The sequence below is a fragment of the Nocardioides nanhaiensis genome, assembly GCF_039542785.1.
GTDB classification, from domain to species: Bacteria; Actinomycetota; Actinomycetes; order Propionibacteriales; family Nocardioidaceae; genus Nocardioides; species Nocardioides nanhaiensis.
In genome coordinates, this window is the sequence record NZ_BAABIM010000005.1 from 390,372 (window position 1) to 411,948 (window position 21,577).

A 21,577-nucleotide genomic window follows, 5' to 3' on the forward strand; every position below is an offset into this window, starting at 1 on the left:
TCGTCGTCCGGTGTCAGCCGCGCGCGGACCTGGCGAGCCCCACCACCTCGCGACGCACGCCGGCGGTGTCCGCCACCGGCCCGCCGGGCCAGCTCACCCGCAGCATGGCCTCGGCGCCGCCCGCGTCGACGACTTGCCAGGTGGCGCCGTGCTCGTCCACCCCGGTCATCTCCGCGGACAGCGCGGCCGGGTAGCCGTGGGCCCGGGCGATGCTCAGGCTCGCCTCGAGGTGGTCGGCGTTCATGTGCTCCAGGACGCCGTCGACGTCCACCTCGGTCACGGCCACCGCATCACGCTACCCCCGGGACGGTGGGGTGGAAGGTTCTCCCGAGTCCCTGCTCGGCGACGCGCTGATGACCCGGTGAGCAGCGTCATACGCGCCACGGTGGCGGGTGTGGCAGGCTTGCGCCCGACGAGTGAGAGCTCGCGTGCTCTGGGGTCGGTGAAATTCCGAGCCGGCGGTGACAGTCCGCGACCCGGTCACAACCAGTGACCGGTGGACCAGGTGGAACTCCTGGACCGACGGTGAGAGTCCGGATGGGAAGTGCACGCAGGTGACGTCGACGCCGCCCGGGCGCAGCGCGGGCAGTGCCGGCTGAGCCGTCGCCCCGGAGTCCGTGAGCCCCAGTGCCGGACCCGGAGGAACGACGTGAGCACCAGCCCCGCCGAGCGCGACGCGATGCGTCGTGCGCTCGCGCTGGCGGCGACCCCCGGCGTCCCGCTCGGCCCCAACCCCCGGGTCGGGTGCGTCCTGCTCGACGACGAGGGGCGGACGGTCGCGGAGGGTCACCACCGCGGGGCCGGCACCGCGCACGCCGAGGCCGACGCGCTGCGCCTGGCCGGTGAGCACGCCCGCGGCACCACCGCCGTCGTTACGCTCGAGCCGTGCAACCACACCGGGCGTACCGGTCCGTGCGCCGGGGCGCTGCTGGCCGCCGGGGTGCGGCGCGTGGTGTTCGCGCAGGCCGACCCGAACCCGGTCGCGGCGGGCGGCGCCACGACGCTGCGCGAGGCGGGTGTCGAGGTCGAGCAGGGCCTGCTGGCCGACGACGCCGCCGCGCTGAACCGCGCCTGGACCTTCGCCGTCACCCACGGGCGGCCACTGGTCACCTGGAAGCTCGCCACCACGATCGACGGTCGCAGCGCGGCCGCCGACGGCACCAGCCGCTGGGTCTCCAGCGCCGCCGCCCGCCTCGACACGCACCGGCTGCGGGCGATGGCCGACACGATGCTGGTGGGCACCGGGACGGTCGCGGTCGACGACCCGCTGCTGACCGTGCGCGACGCCGACGGCGTGCCCGCGCCCCGCGCGCAGCAGCCGCTGCGCGTCGTCATGGGGGAGCGCGAGCTCCCCGCGCAGGCCCGGGTGCTGAACGACGACGCCGAGACGCTGCACCTGCGCACCCGCGACCCGCGGGCCGCGCTGACCGAGCTGCAGCAGCGCGAGCGCCGGCACGTGTTCCTCGAGGGGGGTCCCACGCTCGCGGCCGCGTTCCTGCGCGCAGGTCTCGTCGACGAGATCGTGGCCTACGTGGCTCCTGTGCTCCTGGGGTCCGGGCTGGCCGGCGTCGGCGACCTCGGAATCGGCACGATCGCCGCGGCGTTGCGCCCCCGGGTCACCGATGTGACCGTGCTGGCGCCGCTGGACCCCACCGACCCCCACGACCAGCCCAACGTGCGCCTGACCCTGGCGCCGGGAGGAGACCACTGATGTTCACCGGGATCGTCGAGGAGCTCGGCACGATCGAGGCCGTCGAGGAGCAGGGTGACGCCATCCGGCTCACCGTCCGCGCCGCCACGGTGCTGGAGGACGCCGGTCTCGGTGACTCCATCGCCGTCAACGGGTGCTGCCTGACCGTGGCCACCCGCACCGAGACCACCTTCACCGCCGACGTCATGCAGGAGACGCTGGACAAGACCAGCCTGCTCGGCGTGGGCCCCGGCGACGTCGTCAACCTCGAGCGCGCCGTGACCGCCGACAAGCGGCTCGGCGGGCACATCGTCCAGGGCCACGTCGACGGCGTGGGGGAGGTCGTCGCCCGGACCCCCAGCGAGCACTGGGAGGTCGTCGAGATCGCCCTGCCCGACACGCCCGCCGGCCTGACCCGCTACCTGGTCGACAAGGGCTCGATCACCGTCGACGGTGTCAGCCTCACCGTCGTCGAGGCGGGCGAGGACCGCTTCACCGTCAGCCTCATCCCCGAGACCCTCACCCGCACCACCCTGGGCCGCCGTGCCCCGGGGGAGCGGGTCAACCTGGAGGTGGACGTGCTCGCCAAGCACGTCGAGCGGCTGCTCGACTGGAAGGAAAGGAACCCCGCATGAGCGACCCCCTGGCGCCCGTCCCCGGGCTGGAGGTCCCCGTCCAGCACGGCGGCGTCCGGCTCGACAGCATCGAGCGCGCCGTCGCCGACATCGCCGCCGGCAAGGCCGTCGTGGTCGTCGACGACGAGGACCGCGAGAACGAGGGCGACATCATCTTCGCCGCGAGCAAGGCGACCCCGGAGCTGATGGCGTTCACCATCCGGCACAGCAGCGGGGTGATCTGCGTGCCGATGCCGGCGGCCATGCTGGACCGCCTGGAGATCCCGCTGATGACGCCGCACAACAAGGACAAGCTGCGCACGGCCTACACGATCTCGGTCGACGCCCGCGACGGCGTCAGCACCGGCATCAGCGCCGCCGACCGCGCCCACACCGCACGGGTGCTGGCCGACTCGGCGACCGAGCCGTGGGAGATCACCCGCCCCGGGCACGTCTTCCCGCTGCGCTACCGCGAGGGCGGTGTGCTGGTGCGCAGAGGCCACACCGAGGCCGCCGTCGACCTGGCGCGGATGGCGGGTCTGACCCCGGCCGGCGTGCTGGTGGAGGTGGTCAACGACGACGGCACCATGAAGCGCGGGCCCGAGCTGCGCGAGTTCGCCGACGAGCACGGCCTGGCGATGATCAGCATCGCCGACCTGGTGCGCTACCGCCGGCGCACGGAGAACCTCGTGGAGCGGGTCGCCGAGACCCGGCTGCCCACCCGCCACGGCGACTTCACCGCGATGGGCTACCGGATCACCGTCGACGGCTCCGAGCACATCGCGCTCGTGCACGGCGACGCGCTCAGCGAGGGCTGGGGGAGCGAGCCGGTGCTGACCCGCGTGCACTCGGAGTGCCTCACCGGCGACGTCTTCGGCAGCGCCCGCTGCGACTGCGGCCCCCAGCTCGACGAGGCGCTGGAGCGGATCGTGGGCGAGGGGCGCGGGGTGCTGGTGTACCTGCGTGGCCACGAGGGCCGAGGCATCGGCCTGGTCGCCAAGCTGCAGGCCTACCAGCTGCAGGACGGCGGTCGCGACACCGTCGACGCCAACCTCGACCTCGGTCTGCCGGCCGACGCACGCCACTACGGGACGGCCACCCAGATCCTGCGCGACCTGAAGGTCGAGAGCGTGCGGCTGATGACCAACAACCCCGACAAGGTGCGCAACCTCGAGGACTTCGGGGTCCCCGTGGCCGAGCGCGTGCCGCTCACCCCGCGCCCCAACGACCACAACCTGGCCTACCTGCTGACCAAGCGCGACCGGATGGGCCACGACCTGCCGGACCTCGGCGACACCCCGACCAGCCCCTTCCAGGAGGACCAGTGAGCGGCCACGGAGCCCCCGCCACCCAGCCTGTCGACTGCAGCGACCTGCGCGTCGCCGTCGTGGCCGCGAGCTGGCACACCCAGGTGATGGACGGGCTGCTCGCCGGCGCGCACCGCGCGCTGGAGCAGTTCTCGGTCACCCGCGCCGACGTCGTCCGGGTGCCCGGCACGTTCGAGCTGCCCGTGGTGGCCGACGCGTGCGCCGCCCAGGGCTACGACGCCGTGGTCGCGCTCGGCGTCGTGATCCGCGGCGGCACCCCGCACTTCGAGTACGTCTGCTCGGCGGCCACCGACGGCCTGCTGCGCGTCTCGCTCGACCACCGGGTGCCGGTGGGCTTCGGCGTGCTCACCTGTGACACCGAGCAGCAGGCGCTCGACCGGGCCGGGCTCGAGGGCTCGGCGGAGGACAAGGGGCACGAGGCCACCTCGGCCGCCCTGCTGACCGCCCGCACGCTGCGGACCGTAGGCTGAGGGCCCGTGAAGACGTTCGAGGAGCTGTGGGCCGAGCTGAGCGAGAAGGCCACCACCCGCCCCGAGGGATCGGGCACCGTCAAGGCGCTCGACGCCGGGGTGCACGCGATCGGCAAGAAGCTCCTCGAGGAGGCCGCCGAGTCGTGGATGGCCGCCGAGCACGAGGGGCGTGAGCGCACCGCCGAGGAGATCAGCCAGCTGCTCTACCACGCGCAGGTGCTGATGCTGGCCTCCGGCCTCGAGCTCGACGACGTGTACGCGCACCTCTGAGCGGCTCCTCGCCGCTCCCTGCCCCTTCCCCCGAGACCACCAGGACCGACACCGTGACCACCGACGCCAGCGCCGCGCTCCTGCGGGTGGCCGTGCCCAACAAGGGCTCGCTCTCCGTGGCCGCCACCGAGATCCTGCGCGAGGCCGGCTACCGCCAGCGCGAGGACTCCAAGCAGCTCACCCTGCTCGACCGCGAGAACGGGGTCGAGTTCTTCTACCTCCGCCCGCGTGACATCGCGCTCTACGTCGGCGAGGGCACCCTCGACGTCGGCATCACGGGCCGCGACCTGCTGCGCGACTCCGGCGCCACCGCCGAGGAGGTCATGGGGCTCGGCTTCGGCCGCAGCCGGTTCCGCTTCGCGGGGCCCGCAGGTCGCTACTCCGACCTCGCCGAGCTGGCGGGCACCCGCATCGCCACGAGCTACACCGGGGTGGTCCGCGCCTTCCTCGCCGAGCGCGGCATCGACGCCTCGGTGACCCGGCTCGACGGTGCGGTGGAGACCAGCATCCAGCTCGGCGTCGCCGACGTGATCGCCGACGTCGTCGAGACCGGCAGCACCCTGCGTCGCGCAGGCCTGGAGACGTTCGGCGAGACGATCCTGGAGTCCGAGGCCGTGCTGGTGACCCGCGGCAGCTCGGTCCCCGGCGGCTTCGAGGTGTTCCGTCGACGCGTCGAGGGCGTCCTCGTGGCTCGCAGCTACGTGATGATGGACTACGACATCGAGGAGCTGCACCTCACCGCCGCGACCGCCCTGACCCCCGGCATCGAGAGCCCCACGGTTGCGCCCCTGCGTCGCGAGGGCTGGGTGGCGGTGCGGGCCATGGTGCCGCGCGAGGGAGCACAGCGACTCATGGACGATCTCTACGACCTGGGTGCCCGCGGCATCCTGCTCACCGACATCCATGCCTGCCGGCTCTGACCCCGCGGCGGTGGCCCTGCCCCGCACCTGGCGTCCGCTCGGTCCCCGCGTGGCCGCCGCGGTCTCGGTGGGCGTGCTGCTGCTGATCATGGTGTTCCTGTGGCTCGGCTTCGACGCCGAGACCCGCGCGTCCGTGACCACCTTTCAGCGCGGCACCGTGATCGCCCTGATGCTGCTGGGGTTCGCGACGCTCTACGCCCTCATCCGCTCGCGCGTCGACGCCGAGATGGACAAGCTGATCGTCGTCAACGGCTACCGGCGCCACGAGTACAGCTGGGCCGAGATCGTCGCCGTCCGGATGCCCCCCGGTGCCCCCTGGGCCACCCTCGACCTCGCCGACGGCACCACCGTCTCCGCGCTGGCCATCCAGTCCTCCGACGGCGCCCGCGCCCGGCGGGCCGTGCGTCAGCTGAAGTGGCTGGTGGACCGGCCGCACGGCGACGGCTGATCCGCGCTGCTGTTGGCGGGTCAGCGCTCGTGGTGGGTGTGGGCCCGCGCCGCGTAGCCGTCCGACTCTCGCCGTCAAGGAGCTCCGCTGCGCTCCGCCCCGCTTCGCGGTCGGCTCCGCCGACCGCGAAGCGGCCGAACGAAGTGAGGTCCTTGACGGTGAGACCGGCCGTGCTACCGGCGCGGGCACACCGACCACGAGACACCGACCCGTTGACAGCGACGAGGCGGGCGAGATCGATCACCGGAGGTCGCGCAGCACCGGAGCCGCAGCCCCGGTGCCGTCGACGAGAACGTCAGCCCGTTCGCGGGTCCGGTGCTCGGCGAACATCAGCGCCTCGTCGCGCATGAACCCCAGCCAGTGCTCGCGCATCGCGACGCCGTCGCGCTCCAGGCCGCGGGTCAGGCGCAGGTCGTCGTCGGCCTCCACCCAGACCAGCACGGTCACCAGCGGCGCGACCTCCGGGTTGCCCGAGCCGACACCCTCGACCACGAGCCAGGGGGCGGCGGGCACGCTGACCTCGCGCGACACGCGGTCCTGGTGCCAGTCCCACTCCTCGTAGCGTCCGGGTCGGCTGTCGGCCATCGGCTGCAGGAGGCCACGCAGCTGGGCCGTCGTGTCGGTGGCGTGCTCCCAGCCGTGCATCAGGTCGTCCATGTGCACCACCTGGGCACCGGTGATCGCGGCCACGGCGGCCGCCAGGGTGGTCTTGCCCGAGCCCGCCGGGCCGTCGACGCACACCAGGCGCCCCACCCCGAGGGTGGCCGGTCGGGAGCGGGCCAGGTCGACGACGGTCGCGGCCACCACGCCCGGACGGCCCGCCGGGGTCTCAGAACGCGAGGCCATGACCTCGGTAGCTGGCCACCGCCGAGGTGAAGCGGTCGCCCTCGAGGAGGTGCACGGTGGGCAGGTGCTCGAAGGGCTCGCCGGACTTGGCGTGCCGGAACCACACGAGGTCACCGATCACCAGGGTGGAGGCGGGGTGACCGGTGAGCGGGGTCTGCACCTCGCCGGCGCCCTCGAGGCCCGTCAGGTGCAGCCCGGCAGGTGCCCAGGGGGTGGGTAGCCGGTCGTCGCCGGCGGGGCCGGAGGCGAGGAGCCCGCCGCCGTGCACGGTCGCCACCTGCGGCGAGGGTCGCCGCGTCACGGGCAGGCCGTAGAACGCGGCGGGGCGGCCGGTGAAGGACTGGTAGTGGTCGAAGAGGGTGGGCACCAGCAGCCCGGAGCCGGCGGCCACCTCGGTGACGACGGGGTCGGCCACGGTGGTCTCCACCGAACCGCTGCCCCCCGCATTCCAGAACTCCAGCTCCACCAGGTCGCGCAGCGCGTCGGCGACGGCGCGACGCCGCTCCTCGAGCTGCACCAGCGAGAGCTGCTTGAGGCGGCGCACGACCAGGGACCTGGCGCGCTGGCGCGGCACGTCGTCGGGCACCCCGGCGACCTGCCCCTCGTAGGTCATCACGCCCACGAGCCGGAAGCCCGGTCGCTCGGTCACCGTGCGAGCCAGGGCGACGACGCTGGCTGCGTCGTAGAGCGGTGAGCGCTTCGGGCCCACGTGCTGGCCGCCCATCCGCAGGCCGGCGTCGACGTCGAGCGCGACCCGCACGGGCACCGCGGTGGAGGAGCGCACGCTGTCGACCACCTCGAGGTGCGCGACGTCGTCGATCATCAGCGTGATCCGGGCGGCCGCGCGGGGTGAGGCGACCAGCCGGCCGAGGGCCTCGCGGTCGACGGTCGGGTAGGCGACGACGACGTCGTCGCTGACCTCGTGATCGACCAGCCACAGCGCCTCGGCCAGCGTGTAGCCGAGCACGCCGTCGAACCCCTCGCGCGCCAGCACGCGGCGCAGCAGCTCGGGCACGCGCACGGACTTGGAGGCCACCCGCACGGGCTTGCCGGCGGCGCGGCGCACGAGGTCGGTGGCGTTGGCGTCGAAGGCGTCGAGGTCCACCACGCCGACCGGGGTCGGCAGTGGCCCGGGCGCGGTGCGCACCGCGGACTCCAGACGAGCCCACAGCCGGTTGCGCTCCACCAGCGTGCTGGCGGCCGGTGCCGCCGAGCCGGACGCGCCGGCCGAGCCGACCATCAGGTGATGCCGCGCTTCTTGAGCAGGGCCTCGATGTCGGCGAGGTCGTCGTCACCGACCGCCGGCTCGGCGCGACCGGCCTTGCCGCGGCCACGGGGCAGGGGCTCGCGCTGGTCGGGTGCGGCGGCGGCCGGTGCTGCGGCGCGAGGCCGCGGCGTCGTGCCCCTGCCGCGCGCCTGCATGCCGCGGCCGATCACGAACAGGACGACGCCCAGACCCGCGACCACGACACCGGCCCACACCGAGGGGCTGAACACCAGCGCGGTGGCCCAGTCGACGACGGCGTCGCCGATGCGCGTGGCCATCCGCAGGGTGTCGGTCAGGTAGGCCGCCAGCGGCAGCAGGCTGAGCCCGGCGCCCTTCAGGCCGGCCGCGAGACCCCAGCGGCGGTAGGCGACCCAGGTGAGGAGGCCGCCCACGACGGTGAGGCTGATGGTGAGCGCTGCCCAGCTGACGTCGTCCACCCGTCCAGCCTGTCATACGACGCAGGCGGCGCCACGAGCCCGCGCCGCTGCAGCACCGGGCGCACGCCCTCGGCGAACCAGTAGGCCTCCTCGACGTGCGGGTAGCCCGAGAGGATCACCTCGTCGATGCCGGCCTCCTGGTACTCCGCGAGCCGGTCGGCGACCTCCTCGTGGCTGCCCACCAGGGCGGTGCCGGCACCGCCGCGCACCAGGCCGACCCCCGACCACAGGTTGGGGGAGACCTCGAGCGCGCGGGCGTCCTCCCAGTCGCGGGCGCCCGCCCCGGAGCGCAGCGCGCTCATCCGCTGCTGGCCGGTGGACTCGCTGCGCGACATGGCCTCCTGGGCCTTGGCGACGACGTCGCGGTCGAGGCCGTCGAGCAGGTGCTGGGCGTGCGACCACGCCGCGTCGGAGGTGTCGCGCGAGAGCGTGTGCACCCGCAGGCCGAAGCGCAGCGTGCGACCGCGCGCGGCCGCCAGCCGGCGGATCCAGGCGACCTTCTCGGCCACCTGCTCCACCGGCTCGCCCCAGGTCAGGTAGACGTCCACGTGCCGGGCCGCGACCTCGCCCGCCGCGGGCGAGGAGCCGCCGAAGTAGAGCTGTGGCCGCGGGTCGATGCCGCCGCGCACCAGCGCGCCCTCGGCGCTGTAGTGCTCGCCCTCGAAGTCGAAGGGCGCCTGCTCCCAGGTGCCGCGCAGCACCTCGAGGAACTCGTCGGTCCGGGCGTAGCGGGCGTCCTTGTCGAGCCGGTCGCCGAAGCGTCGCTGCTCGGTGGGCTCGCCGCCGGTCACGATGTTGAGCATCAACCGGCCGCGCGAGATGCGCTGGTAGGCGGCGGCCATCTGGGCGGCGAGCACCGGGTGGGTGACACCGGGCCGGAAGGCCACGAGGTACTTCAGCCGCGAGGTCTCGCGCAGCAGTGCGGCCGTGGTGAGCCACGCGTCCTCGCACCACGTGCCGGTGGGAGTGAGCACACCCTCGAAGCCGAGCTGCTCGGCGGTGCGCGCCACGTGCGCCAGGTACTCGATGTCGGGGGGCCGCTGGACTCCGTCAGTGGTCGCCTCACCCGCACGCCCCTGGTCGAGCGGCGCGCCCTGGCCGGCCCCCACCAGCCCACGGCTGTCGCCGGAGGTGGGCAGGAACCAGTGCAGGGTCAGGGGACCCGCGGGTGCCGGGCCGCTCACGGAGCGGTCTGCTCGATGAACGGCGCCAGGGCGGCGTCGAACTCGTCGCTGAAGTAGTCGGCGACCTCCACCGGCTCGGGCAGCAGGCCGTTGTCGGCGAAGGCGTCGGCGATCTCCTGCTCGGACCCGATGACCCCCTCGTCGACGGGGAGGATCTGGATGGGCCGCTTCTTCGCGGCCGCGAGGGTCACGTCGGGGGAGAGCCCGGTCTGGGCGGCCCAGATGTCGGCCCACTCCTCGCGGTTCTCCGAGGCCCAGACCTGCGCCTCGGTGATCCGGGCCAGGTAGTCCTCGAGGGCGGCCTTGGTGGCCTCGTCGTCGAGGGCGACGTCGGAGGCCACCTGGAAGTTCATGCCGTTGACCAGGTCCTGCCCGTCGGCGAGCACGCGGGCGTCGGCCTCGAGCTCGGCCTGGGAGGTGAAGGGCTCCCAGATCACCCACGCGTCGATACGCCCGCTGCTGAAGGCGGCCAGCGCGTCGGCGGGCTGCAGGTCCTCGATCTGGACGTCGGCGTAGTCGACGCCGGCGGCCTCGAGCTGGGCGACGAGGTTGTAGTTGGCCGAGCTGCCCTTGGCGACGGCGATGCTCTTCCCCTCCAGGTCGGCGACGGATTGCAGCGGCGAGTCCTGCGGCACCACGATCGCGTCGCCCAGGCCGCCGTAGGTGGAGGCCTGCACGATCTTGAACTCGCTGCCCGAGGCCGCGGCGAAGATGGGCGGGGTGTTGCCCACGTAGGCCACGTGCAGCGCGCCCGAGTCCAGGGCCTGCAGCATCGGCGGGCCGGAGGTGAACTCCTTGTACTCGATGTCGTACTCGGTGTCCTCCAGCCCGGCGGCGTCGAGCAGGGCCTGCTGGGCCGAGGACTTCTGGTCGCCGACGATCAGGGTGACCTGCTCGAGGTCCACGGAGCCGTCGTCGTTGACGGCGGCCTCGTTGCCGGTGGCGTCGCCGCCGCAGCCGGCGAGCAGGCCGGCGGCGAGCAGCGCGCCCCCGAGGCTGGCCGCGAGACGGCGGGACGGGGTGAGGGATCGGCTCGTCGTGCTGGTCATCAGGCTGCTCCTCGGCCGCTGTGCGCGGCGCGGTTCGGGTTGGGCGGGGTCGGCTTGACCCCCAGGGCGGTGAGGATCTCGGCGCGGGGGCCGGCGATCTCGGGTCGGGAGGGGGCGCGGTCCGAGCGGGGGATCGTGATCTCCCACGCGTGCGACATGCGCCCCTGGTCGAGCACGAGCAGGCGGTCGGCCAGCGCCAGCGCCTCGTCGACGTCGTGGGTCACCAGCAGGATCGCCATGGAGTGGCGTCGCCACAGCTCGATCACCAGCTGGTGCATCTCGATGCGGGTCAGGGCGTCGAGGGCGCTGAACGGCTCGTCGAGCAGCAGCAGCTCGGGGTTGCTCACCAGCGCTCTCGCCAGCGAGACCCGCTGGGCCTGCCCGCCGGAGAGCTGCAGCGGCCAGGCGTCGTGCTTCTCGGTGAGGCCCACCTCGGCCAGCGTCTCGTCGGCGAGACCGTGACGCCGGTCGCGCTGCTCGGTGTTGAGCAGCGCCAGGGCGACGTTCTCGCGCACCGACTTCCAGGGCAGGAGCCGGGGCTCCTGGAAGGCGACGCCGGTGCGGCCGTGCACCTCCACCTCGCCGGCGGGCACCGGGTCGAGACCGGTGAGGCTGCGCAGCAGGGTGGACTTGCCGCAGCCGCTGCGGCCCAGCAGGGCCACGAACTCGCCGGGGCGGATGTCGAGGTCGACCTCGCGCAGCACGTGGGTGCTGCCGAAGGAGCGGTTGTGACGGCGGACGCGGGCCACCAGGTCGGTGGGGCGGCGGTCGGTGGTCGTGGGATCCGTGGTCAGGCGCGCCATGCCAGGGCCTTCCTCTCGAGGTAGCGGACGATGGCGTCGGTCCCGAGCCCGAGCAGGCTGTAGACGGCGAGGCCGAGGACGATCACGTCGATCTGGAGGAACTCCTTGGCCTGGTTGATCATGTGGCCGAGGCCGGTCTGGGGGGCGATGGTCTCCGCGACGATCAGGGAGAGCCAGGCGATGCCGAGGCTCTGGCGCAGTCCCACCAAGGCCTGCGGCAGCGCGCCGGGCAGCACGACGTGGCGGATGCGCTGGGCGCGGGTGAGGTGCATCGAGCGGGCCGCCTCGAGGATCTTGCGGTCGATGCCGCGGATGCCGGCGAAGGTGTTGAGGTAGAGCGGGAACACCACGCCGAGCGCGATCAGGGCCACCTTGGGCGCCTCGCCGATGCCCATCCAGATGATGAACAGCGTGATCAGGCCGAAGTGCGGCAACGTGCGCAGCATCTGCATGGGCGGGTCGATGGCGTCCTCGCCGATCCGGCTGAGGCCGGCCACGACGGCGAGCACCAGGGCGATGACCGCACCGATCACGAAGCCCAGCAGGACCCGCTGCAGGGAGGCGAGGATGGCCTCGGGCAGCACGCCGCTGGCGGTGTACTCCACGCCGGTGGCCAGGATCTGCGTGGGGGCGGCCAGCGTGCGCTCGTCCAGGACGCCGGTGCTGCTGAGCAGCTGCCAGACCAGGACGATGGCGACGGGGGAGACCCAGCGCCGTAGCCAGCCGAACCCCGGTCGGCGGCGCCTCGCGCGGGCGCCGGGCCCTGTGGGGACCGGCTCCTGCACGGCCGCGGCCGGCGTGCTGGGAGAGAGGTAGGTCGTCATGGGCGCCATTCGTACCGACATAAACGCACTAACGCAACTCGAACACTCGACTTAGGCGAGATTGTGCACCAGATCACTAGCCCGGACGCCGTGCCCGTCGCCCGCCGCCGCGCGACGAGGCGTCAGACTGGGGGCATGAGCGAGCAGCCCGGCCCACCCGACCAGTCGCCCGCCGACCGCGAGCGACTGCTCCAGGGATCGCCCTACACCGACGACGACGGCTCGCCCGACGTCGGGCTGGCGCGTGCTCTGGCCGCGCTGGCGGCCGATCCCGACGCCCTCGAGCTGAAGGCCGCGGCCCTGGGGGCGCTGGCGACGGCACGCCTGCTGGTGCCGGTCGTGGCCGTGCTCGGCGAGGTCGAGGTGGGCCCGGACGGGCTGGCCCGCGACAAGAGCAGCGACATGGCCACCGTCCTGCTCACCGGGGCGGACGGGCGGACGGCGCTGCTGGCCTTCTCGGGCACCGCGACGCTCCAGCAGTGGCGCGCCGACGCCCGGCCCGTGCCGGTGGCGGCGCAGCTCGCCGCGCAGACGGCGCTGCAGGAGGGGGCGGCCGCGATCGTGCTCGACGTCGCCGGGCCGACCCGCCTGGTGCTCGAAGGGGCAGATCTGCAGGCCGTCGCCGCGGGCGCCCGACTGGTGCGGGTCGGCGAGGAGCTGGCCTGGATTGGATCCGCGGGGGAATCTCCGGATAGCATGCAGCGTTGACCGATCAGTGAGGCGTGCTCCCGAGCCCGCTCCACCGATCCACAAGCGGGGACCAGCACCACGGTCTCCCACCCGCATCGACCGCCCTGCAGCACAGGTCGTCGGGTCCGGTCCCAGATGTCCCGACCACCGCACCCACCACCAGATCCTCGCGGATCCGGGTGCGCACCGGGGCAGCACGACTGGCCTCCGCTTGCGACACAGCGGAGGCATTTTGTGTCTCCGGCCCCGAACACACTGGAGGACACATCAGCACCGAGCTGCGCATCAACGATCGGATCCGGGTTCCCGAGGTCCGGTTGGTCGGACCCAACGGCGAGACCGTCGGCATCGTCCCGACCGACCAGGCCCTCAAGCTGGCCCAGGAGGCCGACCTCGACCTCGTCGAGATCGCGCCCCAGGGCAAGCCGCCCGTGTGCAAGCTCATGGACTACGGGAAGTTCAAGTACGAGAACGCCCAGAAGGCCCGTGAGGCGCGTCGCAACCAGACGAACGTGATCATCAAGGAGATGAAGCTCCGGCCGAAGATCGACGCGCACGACTACGAGACCAAGAAGGGTCACGTCGTGCGGTTCCTCAAGGCCGGTGACAAGGTGAAGATCACCATCATGTTCCGCGGTCGCGAGCAGCACCGCCCCGAGCTGGGCTTCCGGCTGCTGCAGCGCCTGGCCGAGGACGTCACCGAGCTGGGCTTCATCGAGTCCTCGCCCAAGCAGGACGGGCGCAACATGATCATGGTCCTGGGCCCGCACAAGAAGAAGGCCGAGGCCAAGGCCGACCACCTGGCGGCCAAGGACGCCAAGCGCGCCGAGCGCGAGGCCGAGCAGGCCGAGCACGACGCCGAGCGCGAGGCGGCCCACGCCGCCGGCCCGGTGGCGCAGAAGAAGGAGCGGGGTCGCTCGGAGAACCTCGACCCCGAGATCGACGCCTGACCCAGCCTGACCCATCCGAGGCCACGCCGTGCCTGCCCGCGAGGGCACACCGGCACGAGCAGCACGAGTAGAGAGAGAGCACGACATGCCGAAGAACAAGACGCACTCCGGTGCCAGCAAGCGCTTCAAGGTGACCGGGTCGGGCAAGATCCTGCGCGAGAAGGCCGGCAAGCGGCACAACCTGGAGAAGAAGGCCTCCAAGGTCACCCGCCGCCTGTCCGGGACCACCGAGATCGCCAAGGCCGACTACGGCCGTGCGCGCAAGATGCTCGGCCGCTGACCAGCAGCCGACCTGCGCTGATCAGTCACGGCGCACCCCACAGCACTTCCTGACCCACCCCAGTACCGAGGAGCAACCCCATGGCACGCGTCAAGCGCGCAGTGAACGCCCAGAAGAAGCGTCGGACCACCCTCGAGCGCGCCAGCGGTTACCGCGGCCAGCGCTCGCGCCTGTACCGCAAGGCCAAGGAGCAGGTCACCCACTCGCTGGTCTACAGCTACAACGACCGCCGCAAGAACAAGGGCAACTTCCGCCGCCTGTGGATCCAGCGGATCAACGCTGCCGCGCGTGCCCAGGGCCTGACCTACAACCGCTTCATCCAGGGCCTGAGCCTGGCCGGCGTCGAGGTCGACCGCAAGATCCTCGCCGAGCTGGCCGTCAACGACGTCGCCGCGTTCAACGCACTCGTCGAGACCGCCAAGGCCGCCCTGCCCGCGGACGTCAACGCGCCCAAGGCCGAGGCCTCGGCCTGACCCCCCTCGCGGCGAGCAACGCTCGCCTCAAGGACCTGCGACGGCTCAGCCGCCGCTCGGAGCGATCCGAGCGGCGGCTGTTCCTCGCCGACGGCCCGAAGGCCGTCGCCTCCGCGCTCGAGGCGGGTTGCCTGGTCGAGGTGCTGGTGCGCCCCGGCGCCGAGCACCTGGTGCCCGCGCTGCCCGACGACGTGCGGCTGACGCTGGTGGAGCCCCGGGCGCTGGAGGCGCTCTCGGACTCCGTCAGCCCCGCCGGCGTCGTCGCGGTCGGGCGCCTCGTCGACGTCGAGCTCACCGCGGCACTCACCGGCCGGCTCGTGGCGCTGTGCGCCGAGGTCCGCGACCCGGGCAACGCCGGCACGGTCATCCGGTGCGCCGACGCCGCCGGGGCCGACGGGGTCGTGCTGGCCGGCGACTCGGTGGACCTGTACAACCCCAAGACCCTGCGGGCCAGCGTCGGCAGTGCCTTCCACCTGCCCGTCGCCGTCGAGCGCGACGCGGCCGCCGCGGTGCGGGCCGCCCAGCAGGCGGGCCTCACCGTGCTCGCCACCGAGGCCGACGGAGACGTCGACCTGTTCGAGGCCGACGACCTGCTCGCCGCCCCGACCGCATGGCTGTTCGGCAACGAGGCCCACGGCCTCCCCGCCGAGCTGGCGGCCCTGGCCGACCACCGCGTGCGCATCCCGATCCACGGCCGGGCCGAGAGCCTCAACCTCTCCACCGCCGCTGCGCTGTGCCTCTACGCCAGCGCACGTGCCCAGCGCGCCTGACCGAGCGCTCCACGGTGTGAGCACGCTCGAGCGCGGGTAGGACGCCCGCATGCGTCCTCGACCGCCCCGGTGCCGTCGCGCCACCAGCGCCGCTGCGCTGCTGACCGCCCTGCTCGTGCTCACCCCCGCCTGCGCGGACGACCAGACGCGCACCGGCGGGACCAGCGGCGGGGAGGGGGAGACCGATCCCTACGCCGAGCCGGAGACGGAGCCCGACGACCGGTCGGGTGACGACGATGAGGGCGACGAGGGCGACGAGGGCGACGACGTCGGGCTCGAGGAGGAGGAGACCGAGGCGCTGCTGGCCATGCCAGGCGTCGCCGATGCCGAGGTGGTCACCTACGCCGTCGACGAGCTCACCGATCGGGTCTCCCGAGTGGAGATGGAGCTCGACGCCACCACCGAGCAGGTCATCGCGGTGCTGGAGGCGATGGGCGAGTCGGGCGGCGCCCCCACGCTGACGATCGGGCCCGGTGCCGTCAACGACCCCCCACCCGGGAGCGGAACCGCCGCCCTGGGCTCGCTGGGCGAGACCGAGGAGCAGCGCTTCCTGATGGTCTCCGCACTCGTCGAGGCGCGTGATCTCCTCCCCGAGGAGATCGGCGTGTACGTGTCGCAGCCGCTCGACGACGGCGTGGGCCTGCCGGACACCGGTGACGGACTCGAGCGTCCGGTGCTCGAGGCGGCCGTGGACGCCGACGACGCGGCTGCCGTGGTCGAGCCGGCGCGCCTGCTGCTCGACTCGGGCCTGCTGGGCCGGGTCGACTCCGCCACGGTGTCGGCGGGCAGCGTCAACGGTTCCTCCACCATCAGCCGCGGGATCCTGACCTTCGGCGGCCACCTCGCCGTCCCGGGCCTCGACGAGCAGGCCCTGGCCGCCTACGAGCGCCTCGCGCGGGTGCGCGGGCCGCTGCCCTGGGTGGAGCGGTCGCGCATCCAGGTCGACGTGTACCGCGACCAGAACATCGACATGACGCTGCCCTTCGACGTGGCCGATCCGCCCCAGCTGGACCGGCGTGCCCGGGCACGCGCCGAAGAGGCGTTGTGGCGAGCGGCGCTCCCCGGCCTGGACGCCCTCGCCACCCTGCCGCGCGGGTCGCGCCTGCACGTCTACACCTCCGGTGGGGCCGACGACGCCACCAACCCGCTGCGCGACGCCGAGGTGCTCGTGAGCGTCGGTCGCGGCGCGGAGACGCCGAACGGGGACCGGCGTCCCTCGGCCTTGAGCGAGCGCGCGGAGGCCTACCTGCGCGAGCGCGGGGCCGTGCGGTGAGCCGCAGGGTCCTCGCCGGGGTGCTGGCCGCCGTGGTGCTCGGGGCGTCCGGGGCCTGCACCTCGCCGATCAGCATCGGTGGCGCCCAGGGCGACGGCGTGCGTGAGGACGACACCGCCGACCTGCTGGAGCTGTCCGGCGTCGAGCACGCGCTGGTGAGCACCGACCCGGTCGAGGACTCGGACTACTCGATCACCCGCGCCGTCGTCGACCTGGCGCCCGACGCCGACGTCGAGCAGGTCGCGGGTGCGCTCGAGGCGGTCGCGGAGCTCGAGGCCGTCGACGGCGCCGCCTGGCTGACGGTCGGCGCGGGACGCGCTGAGCTCGACGAGTACGGCGACCTCGTCGTGCCGGAAGAGCCGGTGCCCACGGTGGACGGCCGCCTGGAGGACCCGGACGCCGCGGAGCGCGTGGCGACGGCGCTGGTGCAGGGGACCGAGCTGTCGGGCACCGCCGCGCAGGTCTACCTCGGCGAGGACGACATCGAGCTGCGGGTCACGGCTGCGGACGGGCCCGCGGCGCTCGCCGAGCTCGCGCTGCGGGCGACGGCGGCCGGCTACCTGGCCGCCGACCGGGTCACCGTGATGGGCGAGGGCACGCTGCGCCTGGCTTCCGGCGAGCAGGTGGTGGACGCCCGAGCCGTCCAGGTGCTCCTGGAGATGCAGCAGGACCAGCCCACGCTCCCGCCGTGGATGCAGGCGTGGGCGCCGGTCGTCGGCACCGAGTACGACCGCGTGGTCGTCGAGCGGATCCTGTCGGTCACCGACCGGGCCCCACGGTCCGTGGCTCGGGAGGAACGACGTGCGGTGACCCGCTGGCTAGAGCACGTGCTCGACGCCGCTGCCCGGCTGCCGACCTCCTCGGAGGTGGGGATCAGGTCGCAGCCGGAGGGGCGCCGGGACCCGCTCGACCTCGACGTGGACGTGATGGTGCCAGGGCGTGGGGCCGCGCCACGCGACCGGGAGGGTGACCCGTGGCTCGACGCCGCGCGCGCCTACCTGTACGACCGGGTTCAGAACCCACGGGTGCGCCGCACCTCGTAGCCGTCGCTCGTCCGGACGACCTGCAGCCCGCCGGCGCGGGGGCTGCTCGAGTCGAAGAAGAAGCGTCCCGCAGGCGCGTCGGCGTCGAAGGTGACGACCCGGCGGCAGGTGCCCGCCGCGGGCACCGGCACGCGCGCGATCGAGCGCCACCGGCTGCCGGTCCAGCGCTGCAGGCGCGCGGGAAAGCCGCGCGAGCCGCGGGTGGCGGCCAGGCGGAGCAGGCCGCGGGGGTCCGTGGGCAGCACCGCCTCGCACCGGCCACGGGTGGTGGCCGGGACCCGGACGACGCCGGAGGCCGAGACGATCGTGGTGACGCGGTTGCCCGGTGCCGCGACCTGCGCGCGGTCGAGCGAGGGCGTCACCGGCCGGGCGCCCACGGCGACGGTCCGCCAGGTGGCGCCGTCCGCGCTCAGCACGACGCGGCGCTGGTCGCGCGGCAACGTCTGCAGGCCGCGCCCCTGCGGCGGGTAGTCGCCGTCGGCGCGGCGCTTCGCCCAGCAGTGGAGCACCAGCGCGTGCACCGCCGAGGACCGGACCAGGGGCTGGTAGTCGGTGGTGCACCCCGGGAAGCCGTGGTCGTAGACGGTGCGGGCCGGCGACCACTCCTGCGCGGCGGCGTCGTAGGACTGCACCTGGATCCGGCGCCGGTCGGGGCTGCCGAGCGCCAGCAGCGGCTGGCCAGGCACGCTCGAGAACGCCGCGGCGATGCCGCGGCGGGGGTTCGGTGGCCAGTCAGCGAGGCTGGGCGCTGCCACGGGCGCCGTCGCGATCACGCGCCAGGGGGAGGACTCGTCGTCACGTCCGACCACCCACCTGTTCTCGGGGCGCGGGTCGGCGGCGGTGACCCGGGTGCTGGAGGCGGCGTCGGCGGAGAACTCCGAGCAGGTGCCCGGGGTGCCGGGTGCCAGGGCGACGCGCTGCTCGCTCTCGGCGCCGTCCGGCGTGACGGCCAGCAGCCCCACCCCGCAGCCGCGACCCTCCATCGAGCTGCCGGCGATGGTGACCGTGCCGTCGTCGGCGACCACCGCCACCTCGCCGCCGGAGTCGCTGTCGAAGCTGCTGCTGCGCAGCGGCGAGAAGCCGGAGTCCGCGTTCCAGGTGAGGAAGTTGCCGCCGTAGCCGGCCAGCCACACGGCGTGCTCGCCGCTGGGCGAGATGCCGGGGTCGGTGTAGGCCTCGCCGGGCAGCTGGCGGATCGCGAAGGTGGTGAGGTCGCGGGTCACGACGGCTCGGCTCTTCACCGGGGCGTCCTCGATGTAGAACGGCGAGTCGCACTCGAGGATCAGCGCGACGCCGCCCGGCGAGGCGTGGCCGCCGATGTCGCCGCACGTCACGCCCTCGCGCCGGAACAGCGTCGTCGGTGCCGACCAGGTGCTCTCGCCCTCCAGCCGGTGCTGGACCTTCACCACCCGCGGCGTCGGCATGCCGACGGCGAGCTGGCCCAGCCCCGGCGCGTTGAAGACCTGAGCGCGCAGGAAGCGGTAGTCGGCCGGCTGGGTCGACGCAACCGCGGAGCCGGCCGCCCCGGCGGCCACGGGCGTCGTCGACGGCGACAGGGTCGTCGCGAACACTGCGGTGGCGGCCAGCAGTGCGGCGGCCAGACCGCGCGGGCGGCGGGTCGGTGCGGGCACGGGTCCTCCTCGGGACGGGTCGTGAGGAGGAGACGCTACGGCTGACGCCGTGGTTGTCCCGGGAGGAGGGCCGTGACCGGATCGTTAGAGTGCGGGCGTGGCAGACCACGTGGCCGACGCGCAGTCCCTGGCCGACGCGCTCCCCGACGGAGTCGTCGTCGTCGACGCCGAGCAGCGGGTGCGGCTGGTCTCGGCCACCGCCGCCCGGATGCTGGGGGGCGGTGAGCGGCTGGTGGGCCGCGACGCGGCCGAGGTGCTGCGCCTGCAGGACCAGGAGGGCCGCGACTGGTGGGCCTGCACCCGCCCCTTCGCCGGCCTCTCGACCATCACCGGCATCCCCGAGCAGTCCTGGCTGCTGCCCGACGGCACCGAGGTCCTGGTGGCGGCACGGGTGCTGCGGGAACGGCCCGGAGGTCCGGTCACGGGGCTGACGATCGCACTGCGCTCCGGGCGTGGCCGTGCCCGGCTGGACCGGGAGCGCTCGGACCTCGTGGCCACCGTGGCGCACGAGCTGCGCTCACCGCTCACGGGTGTCAAGGGCTTCGTGCAGGCGATGCTGAACCGCTGGGACAAGCTCTCCGACGAGCAGAAGAAGCTGATGCTGACCACCGTCAGCGCCGACTCCGACCGGCTCAGCCGGCTGATCGCCGAGCTCCTCGACGTCGCCCGCATCGACACCGGCCGCCTGCAGCTCTACCCGCGGCCGTGCGACGCCGTCGTGCTGGTCCGGCGCGTGGTGGAGTCGGTCGCGGCCGGCACCGCCCGCGAGATCGACCTCGACCTGCCCGCGGGGGTCGGGGAGATCGAGGTACTGGCCGACCCCGACAAGCTCACCCAGGTGGTCACCAACCTGGTCGAGAACGCGGTGCGGCACGGCGAGGGCCAGGTGGTGGTGGCGCTCGGGGTCGCACCGGACGTCGAGCCGCCCTGCGCGACGATCACCGTCACCGACGAGGGCGAGGGCATCCCCGCCGAGCTGCGTCGTCGGGTCTTCACCAAGTTCTGGAAGGGCGGCGCCCGCGGCGGCTCGGGGCTCGGGCTCTACATCGTGGGCGGCCTGGTCAAGGCGCACGGCGGCACCGTGGAGATCGACGACGCCCCCGGCGGCGGCGCGCGGATCACCGTGGGGTGGCCGCTGATGGGGGAGGACGACCTCTGAGCGGGTAACCCGGTCGCGGGCCGTCCGGGACCCTTCCTAGACTCGCCGTCGTGTCCGGACCCAACACCGACTTCGACCCCGTGGAGGTCACCGACGTGAAGCCCGAGGCGGTCGACGCCGCCCGCGAGGCCGCGCTGGCTGCCATCGCGGGTGCCGCCGACCTCGACCAGCTCAAGCAGGTGCGCCTGGCCCACGCCGGCGACCGCTCGCCGCTGGCCCTGGCCAACCGCGAGATCGGTGCCCTCCCGCCGGCCGCCCGCAAGGAGGCCGGGCAGCGCGTCGGCCGCGCGCGCGGTGAGGTCAACCAGGCGCTCGCCGCCCGGCAGGCCGAGCTCGAGGTCGAGCACGAGGAGCGGATGCTCGTCGAGGAGACCGTCGACGTCACGCTGCCCACCGACCGGCTCCCGCAGGGGAGCCGCCACCCCATCACCCTGATGAGCGAGCACATCGCCGACCTGTTCGTCGGGCTGGGCTGGGAGGTGGCGGAGGGTCCCGTCGTCGAGGCGGAGTGGCTGAACTTCGACGCGCTCAACCTCGGGCCCGACCACCCCGCCCGCACCATGCAGGACACCTTCTGGACCGAGCCGGCCGAGAACCACGTGGTGCTGCGCACCCACACCTCGCCCGTGCAGGCGCGCACGATGCTGACCCGCGAGCCCCCGATCTACGTGATCTGCCCGGGCCGGGTGTTCCGCACCGACGAGTACGACGCCACCCACAGCCCGATGTTCCACCAGGTCGAGGGGCTCGTGGTCGACCGCGGCATCACGATGGCGCACCTCAAGGGGACGCTCGACCACGTGGCCGAGCAACTGTTCGGCGAGGGCATCAGCACCCGCTTCCGCCCCTCCTACTTCCCCTTCACCGAGCCCTCGGCCGAGGTCGACCTGCGCTGCTTCGTGTGCCGCGGCGCCGAGCCCGCCGTCGCCTCCTGCCGCACCTGCAGGGGCGAGGGCTGGATCGAGTGGGGCGGCTGCGGCGTCGTCAACCCGCGGGTGCTCACCGCCTGCGGCGTCGACAGCGACACCTACACCGGCTTCGCCTTCGGCATGGGCATCGACCGCGCCTTCATGTTCCACAGCGGCGCCGCGAGCATGCGCGACTTCTTCGAGGGCGACGTCCGCTACTCCTCGGCCTTCGGAACGGAGCTCTGACCCG

General features: G+C 73.6%; 25 protein-coding genes and 1 riboswitch. Of the genes, 16 read left to right on the forward strand and 9 right to left on the reverse strand.

Annotated elements, in window-relative coordinates:
- Positions 1-13: 13 nt before the first annotated feature.
- Positions 14-286, reverse strand: a complete 273-nt coding sequence (locus ABD948_RS21535) for a DUF2470 domain-containing protein (protein ID WP_345272411.1) — start codon at positions 284-286, stop codon at positions 14-16.
- A gap of 138 nt (positions 287-424) precedes the next feature.
- A riboswitch (FMN riboswitch) is annotated at positions 425-554 on the forward strand.
- Positions 555-679: 125 nt separating this feature from the next.
- On the opposite strand from ABD948_RS21535, the gene ribD reads away from it, so the two are divergent.
- Genes ribD through ABD948_RS21570 form a run of 7 tightly spaced genes read left to right on the forward strand, consistent with a single transcriptional unit; the run spans position 680 to position 5,740 of the window.
- On the forward strand, positions 680-1,711 hold the full coding sequence (ribD, locus tag ABD948_RS21540) for a bifunctional diaminohydroxyphosphoribosylaminopyrimidine deaminase/5-amino-6-(5-phosphoribosylamino)uracil reductase RibD (RefSeq protein ID WP_425576672.1): 1,032 nt from the start codon (positions 680-682) through the stop codon (positions 1,709-1,711).
- Positions 1,711-2,325: a riboflavin synthase gene (locus tag ABD948_RS21545; RefSeq protein WP_345272419.1), complete on the forward strand. Its 615-nt coding sequence runs from the start codon at positions 1,711-1,713 to the stop codon at positions 2,323-2,325. The genes ribD and ABD948_RS21545 overlap by 1 nt, the downstream gene beginning before the upstream one ends.
- The gene (locus ABD948_RS21550) at positions 2,322-3,632 is read left to right on the forward strand and encodes a bifunctional 3,4-dihydroxy-2-butanone-4-phosphate synthase/GTP cyclohydrolase II (protein ID WP_345272422.1); all 1,311 of its coding nucleotides are present in this window, start codon (positions 2,322-2,324) and stop codon (positions 3,630-3,632) included. Before ABD948_RS21545 ends, ABD948_RS21550 begins: the two co-directional genes overlap by 4 nt.
- On the forward strand, positions 3,629-4,102 hold the full coding sequence (ribH, locus tag ABD948_RS21555) for a 6,7-dimethyl-8-ribityllumazine synthase (protein WP_345272427.1): 474 nt from the start codon (positions 3,629-3,631) through the stop codon (positions 4,100-4,102). The genes ABD948_RS21550 and ribH overlap by 4 nt, the downstream gene beginning before the upstream one ends.
- A gap of 6 nt (positions 4,103-4,108) precedes the next feature.
- Positions 4,109-4,372, forward strand: a complete 264-nt coding sequence (locus tag ABD948_RS21560; protein WP_345272430.1) for a phosphoribosyl-ATP diphosphatase — start codon at positions 4,109-4,111, stop codon at positions 4,370-4,372.
- A gap of 53 nt (positions 4,373-4,425) precedes the next feature.
- Complete coding sequence (gene hisG / locus ABD948_RS21565; RefSeq protein WP_345272435.1) at positions 4,426-5,292, forward strand: ATP phosphoribosyltransferase; 867 nt, start codon at positions 4,426-4,428, stop codon at positions 5,290-5,292.
- Entirely contained in the window at positions 5,276-5,740 is a 465-nt protein-coding gene (locus tag ABD948_RS21570) for a PH domain-containing protein (RefSeq protein ID WP_345272440.1), read from the forward strand. Before hisG ends, ABD948_RS21570 begins: the two co-directional genes overlap by 17 nt.
- A gap of 240 nt (positions 5,741-5,980) precedes the next feature.
- Here the strand turns inward: ABD948_RS21570 and ABD948_RS21575 are convergent, their stop codons facing one another.
- The 7 genes from ABD948_RS21575 to ABD948_RS21605 are packed head-to-tail and all read right to left on the reverse strand — an operon-like array spanning position 5,981 to position 12,150.
- On the reverse strand, positions 5,981-6,586 hold the full coding sequence (locus ABD948_RS21575) for a uridine kinase family protein (protein ID WP_345272444.1): 606 nt from the start codon (positions 6,584-6,586) through the stop codon (positions 5,981-5,983).
- A complete protein-coding gene (locus tag ABD948_RS21580; RefSeq protein ID WP_345272447.1) occupies positions 6,570-7,826 on the reverse strand; it encodes an amino acid deaminase/aldolase in 1,257 nt (418 codons plus the stop codon). Before ABD948_RS21580 ends, ABD948_RS21575 begins: the two co-directional genes overlap by 17 nt.
- On the reverse strand, positions 7,826-8,245 hold the full coding sequence (locus tag ABD948_RS21585) for a hypothetical protein (protein WP_345272450.1): 420 nt from the start codon (positions 8,243-8,245) through the stop codon (positions 7,826-7,828). The genes ABD948_RS21580 and ABD948_RS21585 overlap by 1 nt, the downstream gene beginning before the upstream one ends.
- The gene (locus ABD948_RS21590; RefSeq protein ID WP_345272452.1) at positions 8,188-9,474 is read right to left on the reverse strand and encodes an LLM class flavin-dependent oxidoreductase; all 1,287 of its coding nucleotides are present in this window, start codon (positions 9,472-9,474) and stop codon (positions 8,188-8,190) included. Before ABD948_RS21590 ends, ABD948_RS21585 begins: the two co-directional genes overlap by 58 nt.
- Positions 9,471-10,523, reverse strand: coding sequence for an ABC transporter substrate-binding protein (locus ABD948_RS21595; protein WP_345272454.1), 1,053 nt, complete (start codon positions 10,521-10,523; stop codon positions 9,471-9,473). Before ABD948_RS21595 ends, ABD948_RS21590 begins: the two co-directional genes overlap by 4 nt.
- A complete protein-coding gene (locus tag ABD948_RS21600; protein WP_345272457.1) occupies positions 10,523-11,326 on the reverse strand; it encodes an ABC transporter ATP-binding protein in 804 nt (267 codons plus the stop codon). Before ABD948_RS21600 ends, ABD948_RS21595 begins: the two co-directional genes overlap by 1 nt.
- Positions 11,314-12,150 carry an ABC transporter permease gene (locus ABD948_RS21605; protein ID WP_345272462.1) on the reverse strand — a complete coding sequence of 279 codons (837 nt, stop codon included), beginning with the start codon at positions 12,148-12,150 and terminating at the stop codon, positions 11,314-11,316. The genes ABD948_RS21600 and ABD948_RS21605 overlap by 13 nt, the downstream gene beginning before the upstream one ends.
- A gap of 135 nt (positions 12,151-12,285) precedes the next feature.
- On the opposite strand from ABD948_RS21605, the gene ABD948_RS21610 reads away from it, so the two are divergent.
- The 7 genes from ABD948_RS21610 (at position 12,286) to ABD948_RS21640 (ending at position 17,629) form a co-directional block, all read left to right on the forward strand.
- The gene (locus tag ABD948_RS21610; protein WP_345272465.1) at positions 12,286-12,858 is read left to right on the forward strand and encodes an SseB family protein; all 573 of its coding nucleotides are present in this window, start codon (positions 12,286-12,288) and stop codon (positions 12,856-12,858) included.
- Positions 12,859-13,157: 299 nt separating this feature from the next.
- On the forward strand, positions 13,158-13,790 hold the full coding sequence (gene infC / locus ABD948_RS21615; protein WP_425576668.1) for a translation initiation factor IF-3: 633 nt from the start codon (positions 13,158-13,160) through the stop codon (positions 13,788-13,790).
- Between the two features lie 85 nt (positions 13,791-13,875).
- The gene (gene rpmI / locus ABD948_RS21620; RefSeq protein ID WP_345272469.1) at positions 13,876-14,070 is read left to right on the forward strand and encodes a 50S ribosomal protein L35; all 195 of its coding nucleotides are present in this window, start codon (positions 13,876-13,878) and stop codon (positions 14,068-14,070) included.
- A gap of 80 nt (positions 14,071-14,150) precedes the next feature.
- Positions 14,151-14,543, forward strand: a complete 393-nt coding sequence (gene rplT, locus ABD948_RS21625; protein WP_345272474.1) for a 50S ribosomal protein L20 — start codon at positions 14,151-14,153, stop codon at positions 14,541-14,543.
- Entirely contained in the window at positions 14,540-15,313 is a 774-nt protein-coding gene (locus tag ABD948_RS21630) for a TrmH family RNA methyltransferase (protein WP_425576673.1), read from the forward strand. The genes rplT and ABD948_RS21630 overlap by 4 nt, the downstream gene beginning before the upstream one ends.
- Positions 15,314-15,362: 49 nt before the next feature.
- On the forward strand, positions 15,363-16,586 hold the full coding sequence (locus tag ABD948_RS21635; RefSeq protein WP_345272484.1) for a hypothetical protein: 1,224 nt from the start codon (positions 15,363-15,365) through the stop codon (positions 16,584-16,586).
- Positions 16,583-17,629, forward strand: coding sequence for a hypothetical protein (locus ABD948_RS21640; protein ID WP_345272488.1), 1,047 nt, complete (start codon positions 16,583-16,585; stop codon positions 17,627-17,629). The genes ABD948_RS21635 and ABD948_RS21640 overlap by 4 nt, the downstream gene beginning before the upstream one ends.
- On the opposite strand, the gene ABD948_RS21645 is transcribed toward ABD948_RS21640, so the two are convergent.
- Entirely contained in the window at positions 17,599-19,260 is a 1,662-nt protein-coding gene (locus ABD948_RS21645) for a hypothetical protein (RefSeq protein WP_345272492.1), read from the reverse strand. The genes ABD948_RS21640 and ABD948_RS21645 overlap by 31 nt on opposite strands.
- A gap of 97 nt (positions 19,261-19,357) precedes the next feature.
- Here ABD948_RS21645 and ABD948_RS21650 point away from each other — a divergent pair, with 97 nt between their 5' ends.
- Positions 19,358-20,419, forward strand: coding sequence for a sensor histidine kinase (locus ABD948_RS21650; protein WP_345272495.1), 1,062 nt, complete (start codon positions 19,358-19,360; stop codon positions 20,417-20,419).
- 50 nt (positions 20,420-20,469) lie between these two features.
- Positions 20,470-21,573: a phenylalanine--tRNA ligase subunit alpha gene (pheS, locus tag ABD948_RS21655; protein WP_345272499.1), complete on the forward strand. Its 1,104-nt coding sequence runs from the start codon at positions 20,470-20,472 to the stop codon at positions 21,571-21,573.
- The last annotated feature ends 4 nt before the right edge of the window (positions 21,574-21,577 follow it).

Coding starts and splice junctions, on each gene's coding strand:
- ribD (WP_425576672.1), top strand. CDS start 680: ATGCGTCGTGCGCTCGCGCTGGCGGCGACCCCCGGCGTCCCGCTCGGC.
- ABD948_RS21545 (WP_345272419.1), top strand. CDS start 1,711: ATGTTCACCGGGATCGTCGAGGAGCTCGGCACGATCGAGGCCGTCGAG.
- ABD948_RS21550 (WP_345272422.1), top strand. CDS start 2,322: ATGAGCGACCCCCTGGCGCCCGTCCCCGGGCTGGAGGTCCCCGTCCAG.
- ABD948_RS21570 (WP_345272440.1), top strand. CDS start 5,276: ATGCCTGCCGGCTCTGACCCCGCGGCGGTGGCCCTGCCCCGCACCTGG.
- ABD948_RS21575 (WP_345272444.1), bottom strand. CDS start 6,586: ATGGCCTCGCGTTCTGAGACCCCGGCGGGCCGTCCGGGCGTGGTGGCC.
- ABD948_RS21580 (WP_345272447.1), bottom strand. CDS start 7,826: ATGGTCGGCTCGGCCGGCGCGTCCGGCTCGGCGGCACCGGCCGCCAGC.
- ABD948_RS21595 (WP_345272454.1), bottom strand. CDS start 10,523: ATGACCAGCACGACGAGCCGATCCCTCACCCCGTCCCGCCGTCTCGCG.
- ABD948_RS21600 (WP_345272457.1), bottom strand. CDS start 11,326: ATGGCGCGCCTGACCACGGATCCCACGACCACCGACCGCCGCCCCACC.
- ABD948_RS21605 (WP_345272462.1), bottom strand. CDS start 12,150: ATGACGACCTACCTCTCTCCCAGCACGCCGGCCGCGGCCGTGCAGGAG.
- ABD948_RS21610 (WP_345272465.1), top strand. CDS start 12,286: ATGAGCGAGCAGCCCGGCCCACCCGACCAGTCGCCCGCCGACCGCGAG.
- rpmI (WP_345272469.1), top strand. CDS start 13,876: ATGCCGAAGAACAAGACGCACTCCGGTGCCAGCAAGCGCTTCAAGGTG.
- rplT (WP_345272474.1), top strand. CDS start 14,151: ATGGCACGCGTCAAGCGCGCAGTGAACGCCCAGAAGAAGCGTCGGACC.
- ABD948_RS21635 (WP_345272484.1), top strand. CDS start 15,363: ATGCGTCCTCGACCGCCCCGGTGCCGTCGCGCCACCAGCGCCGCTGCG.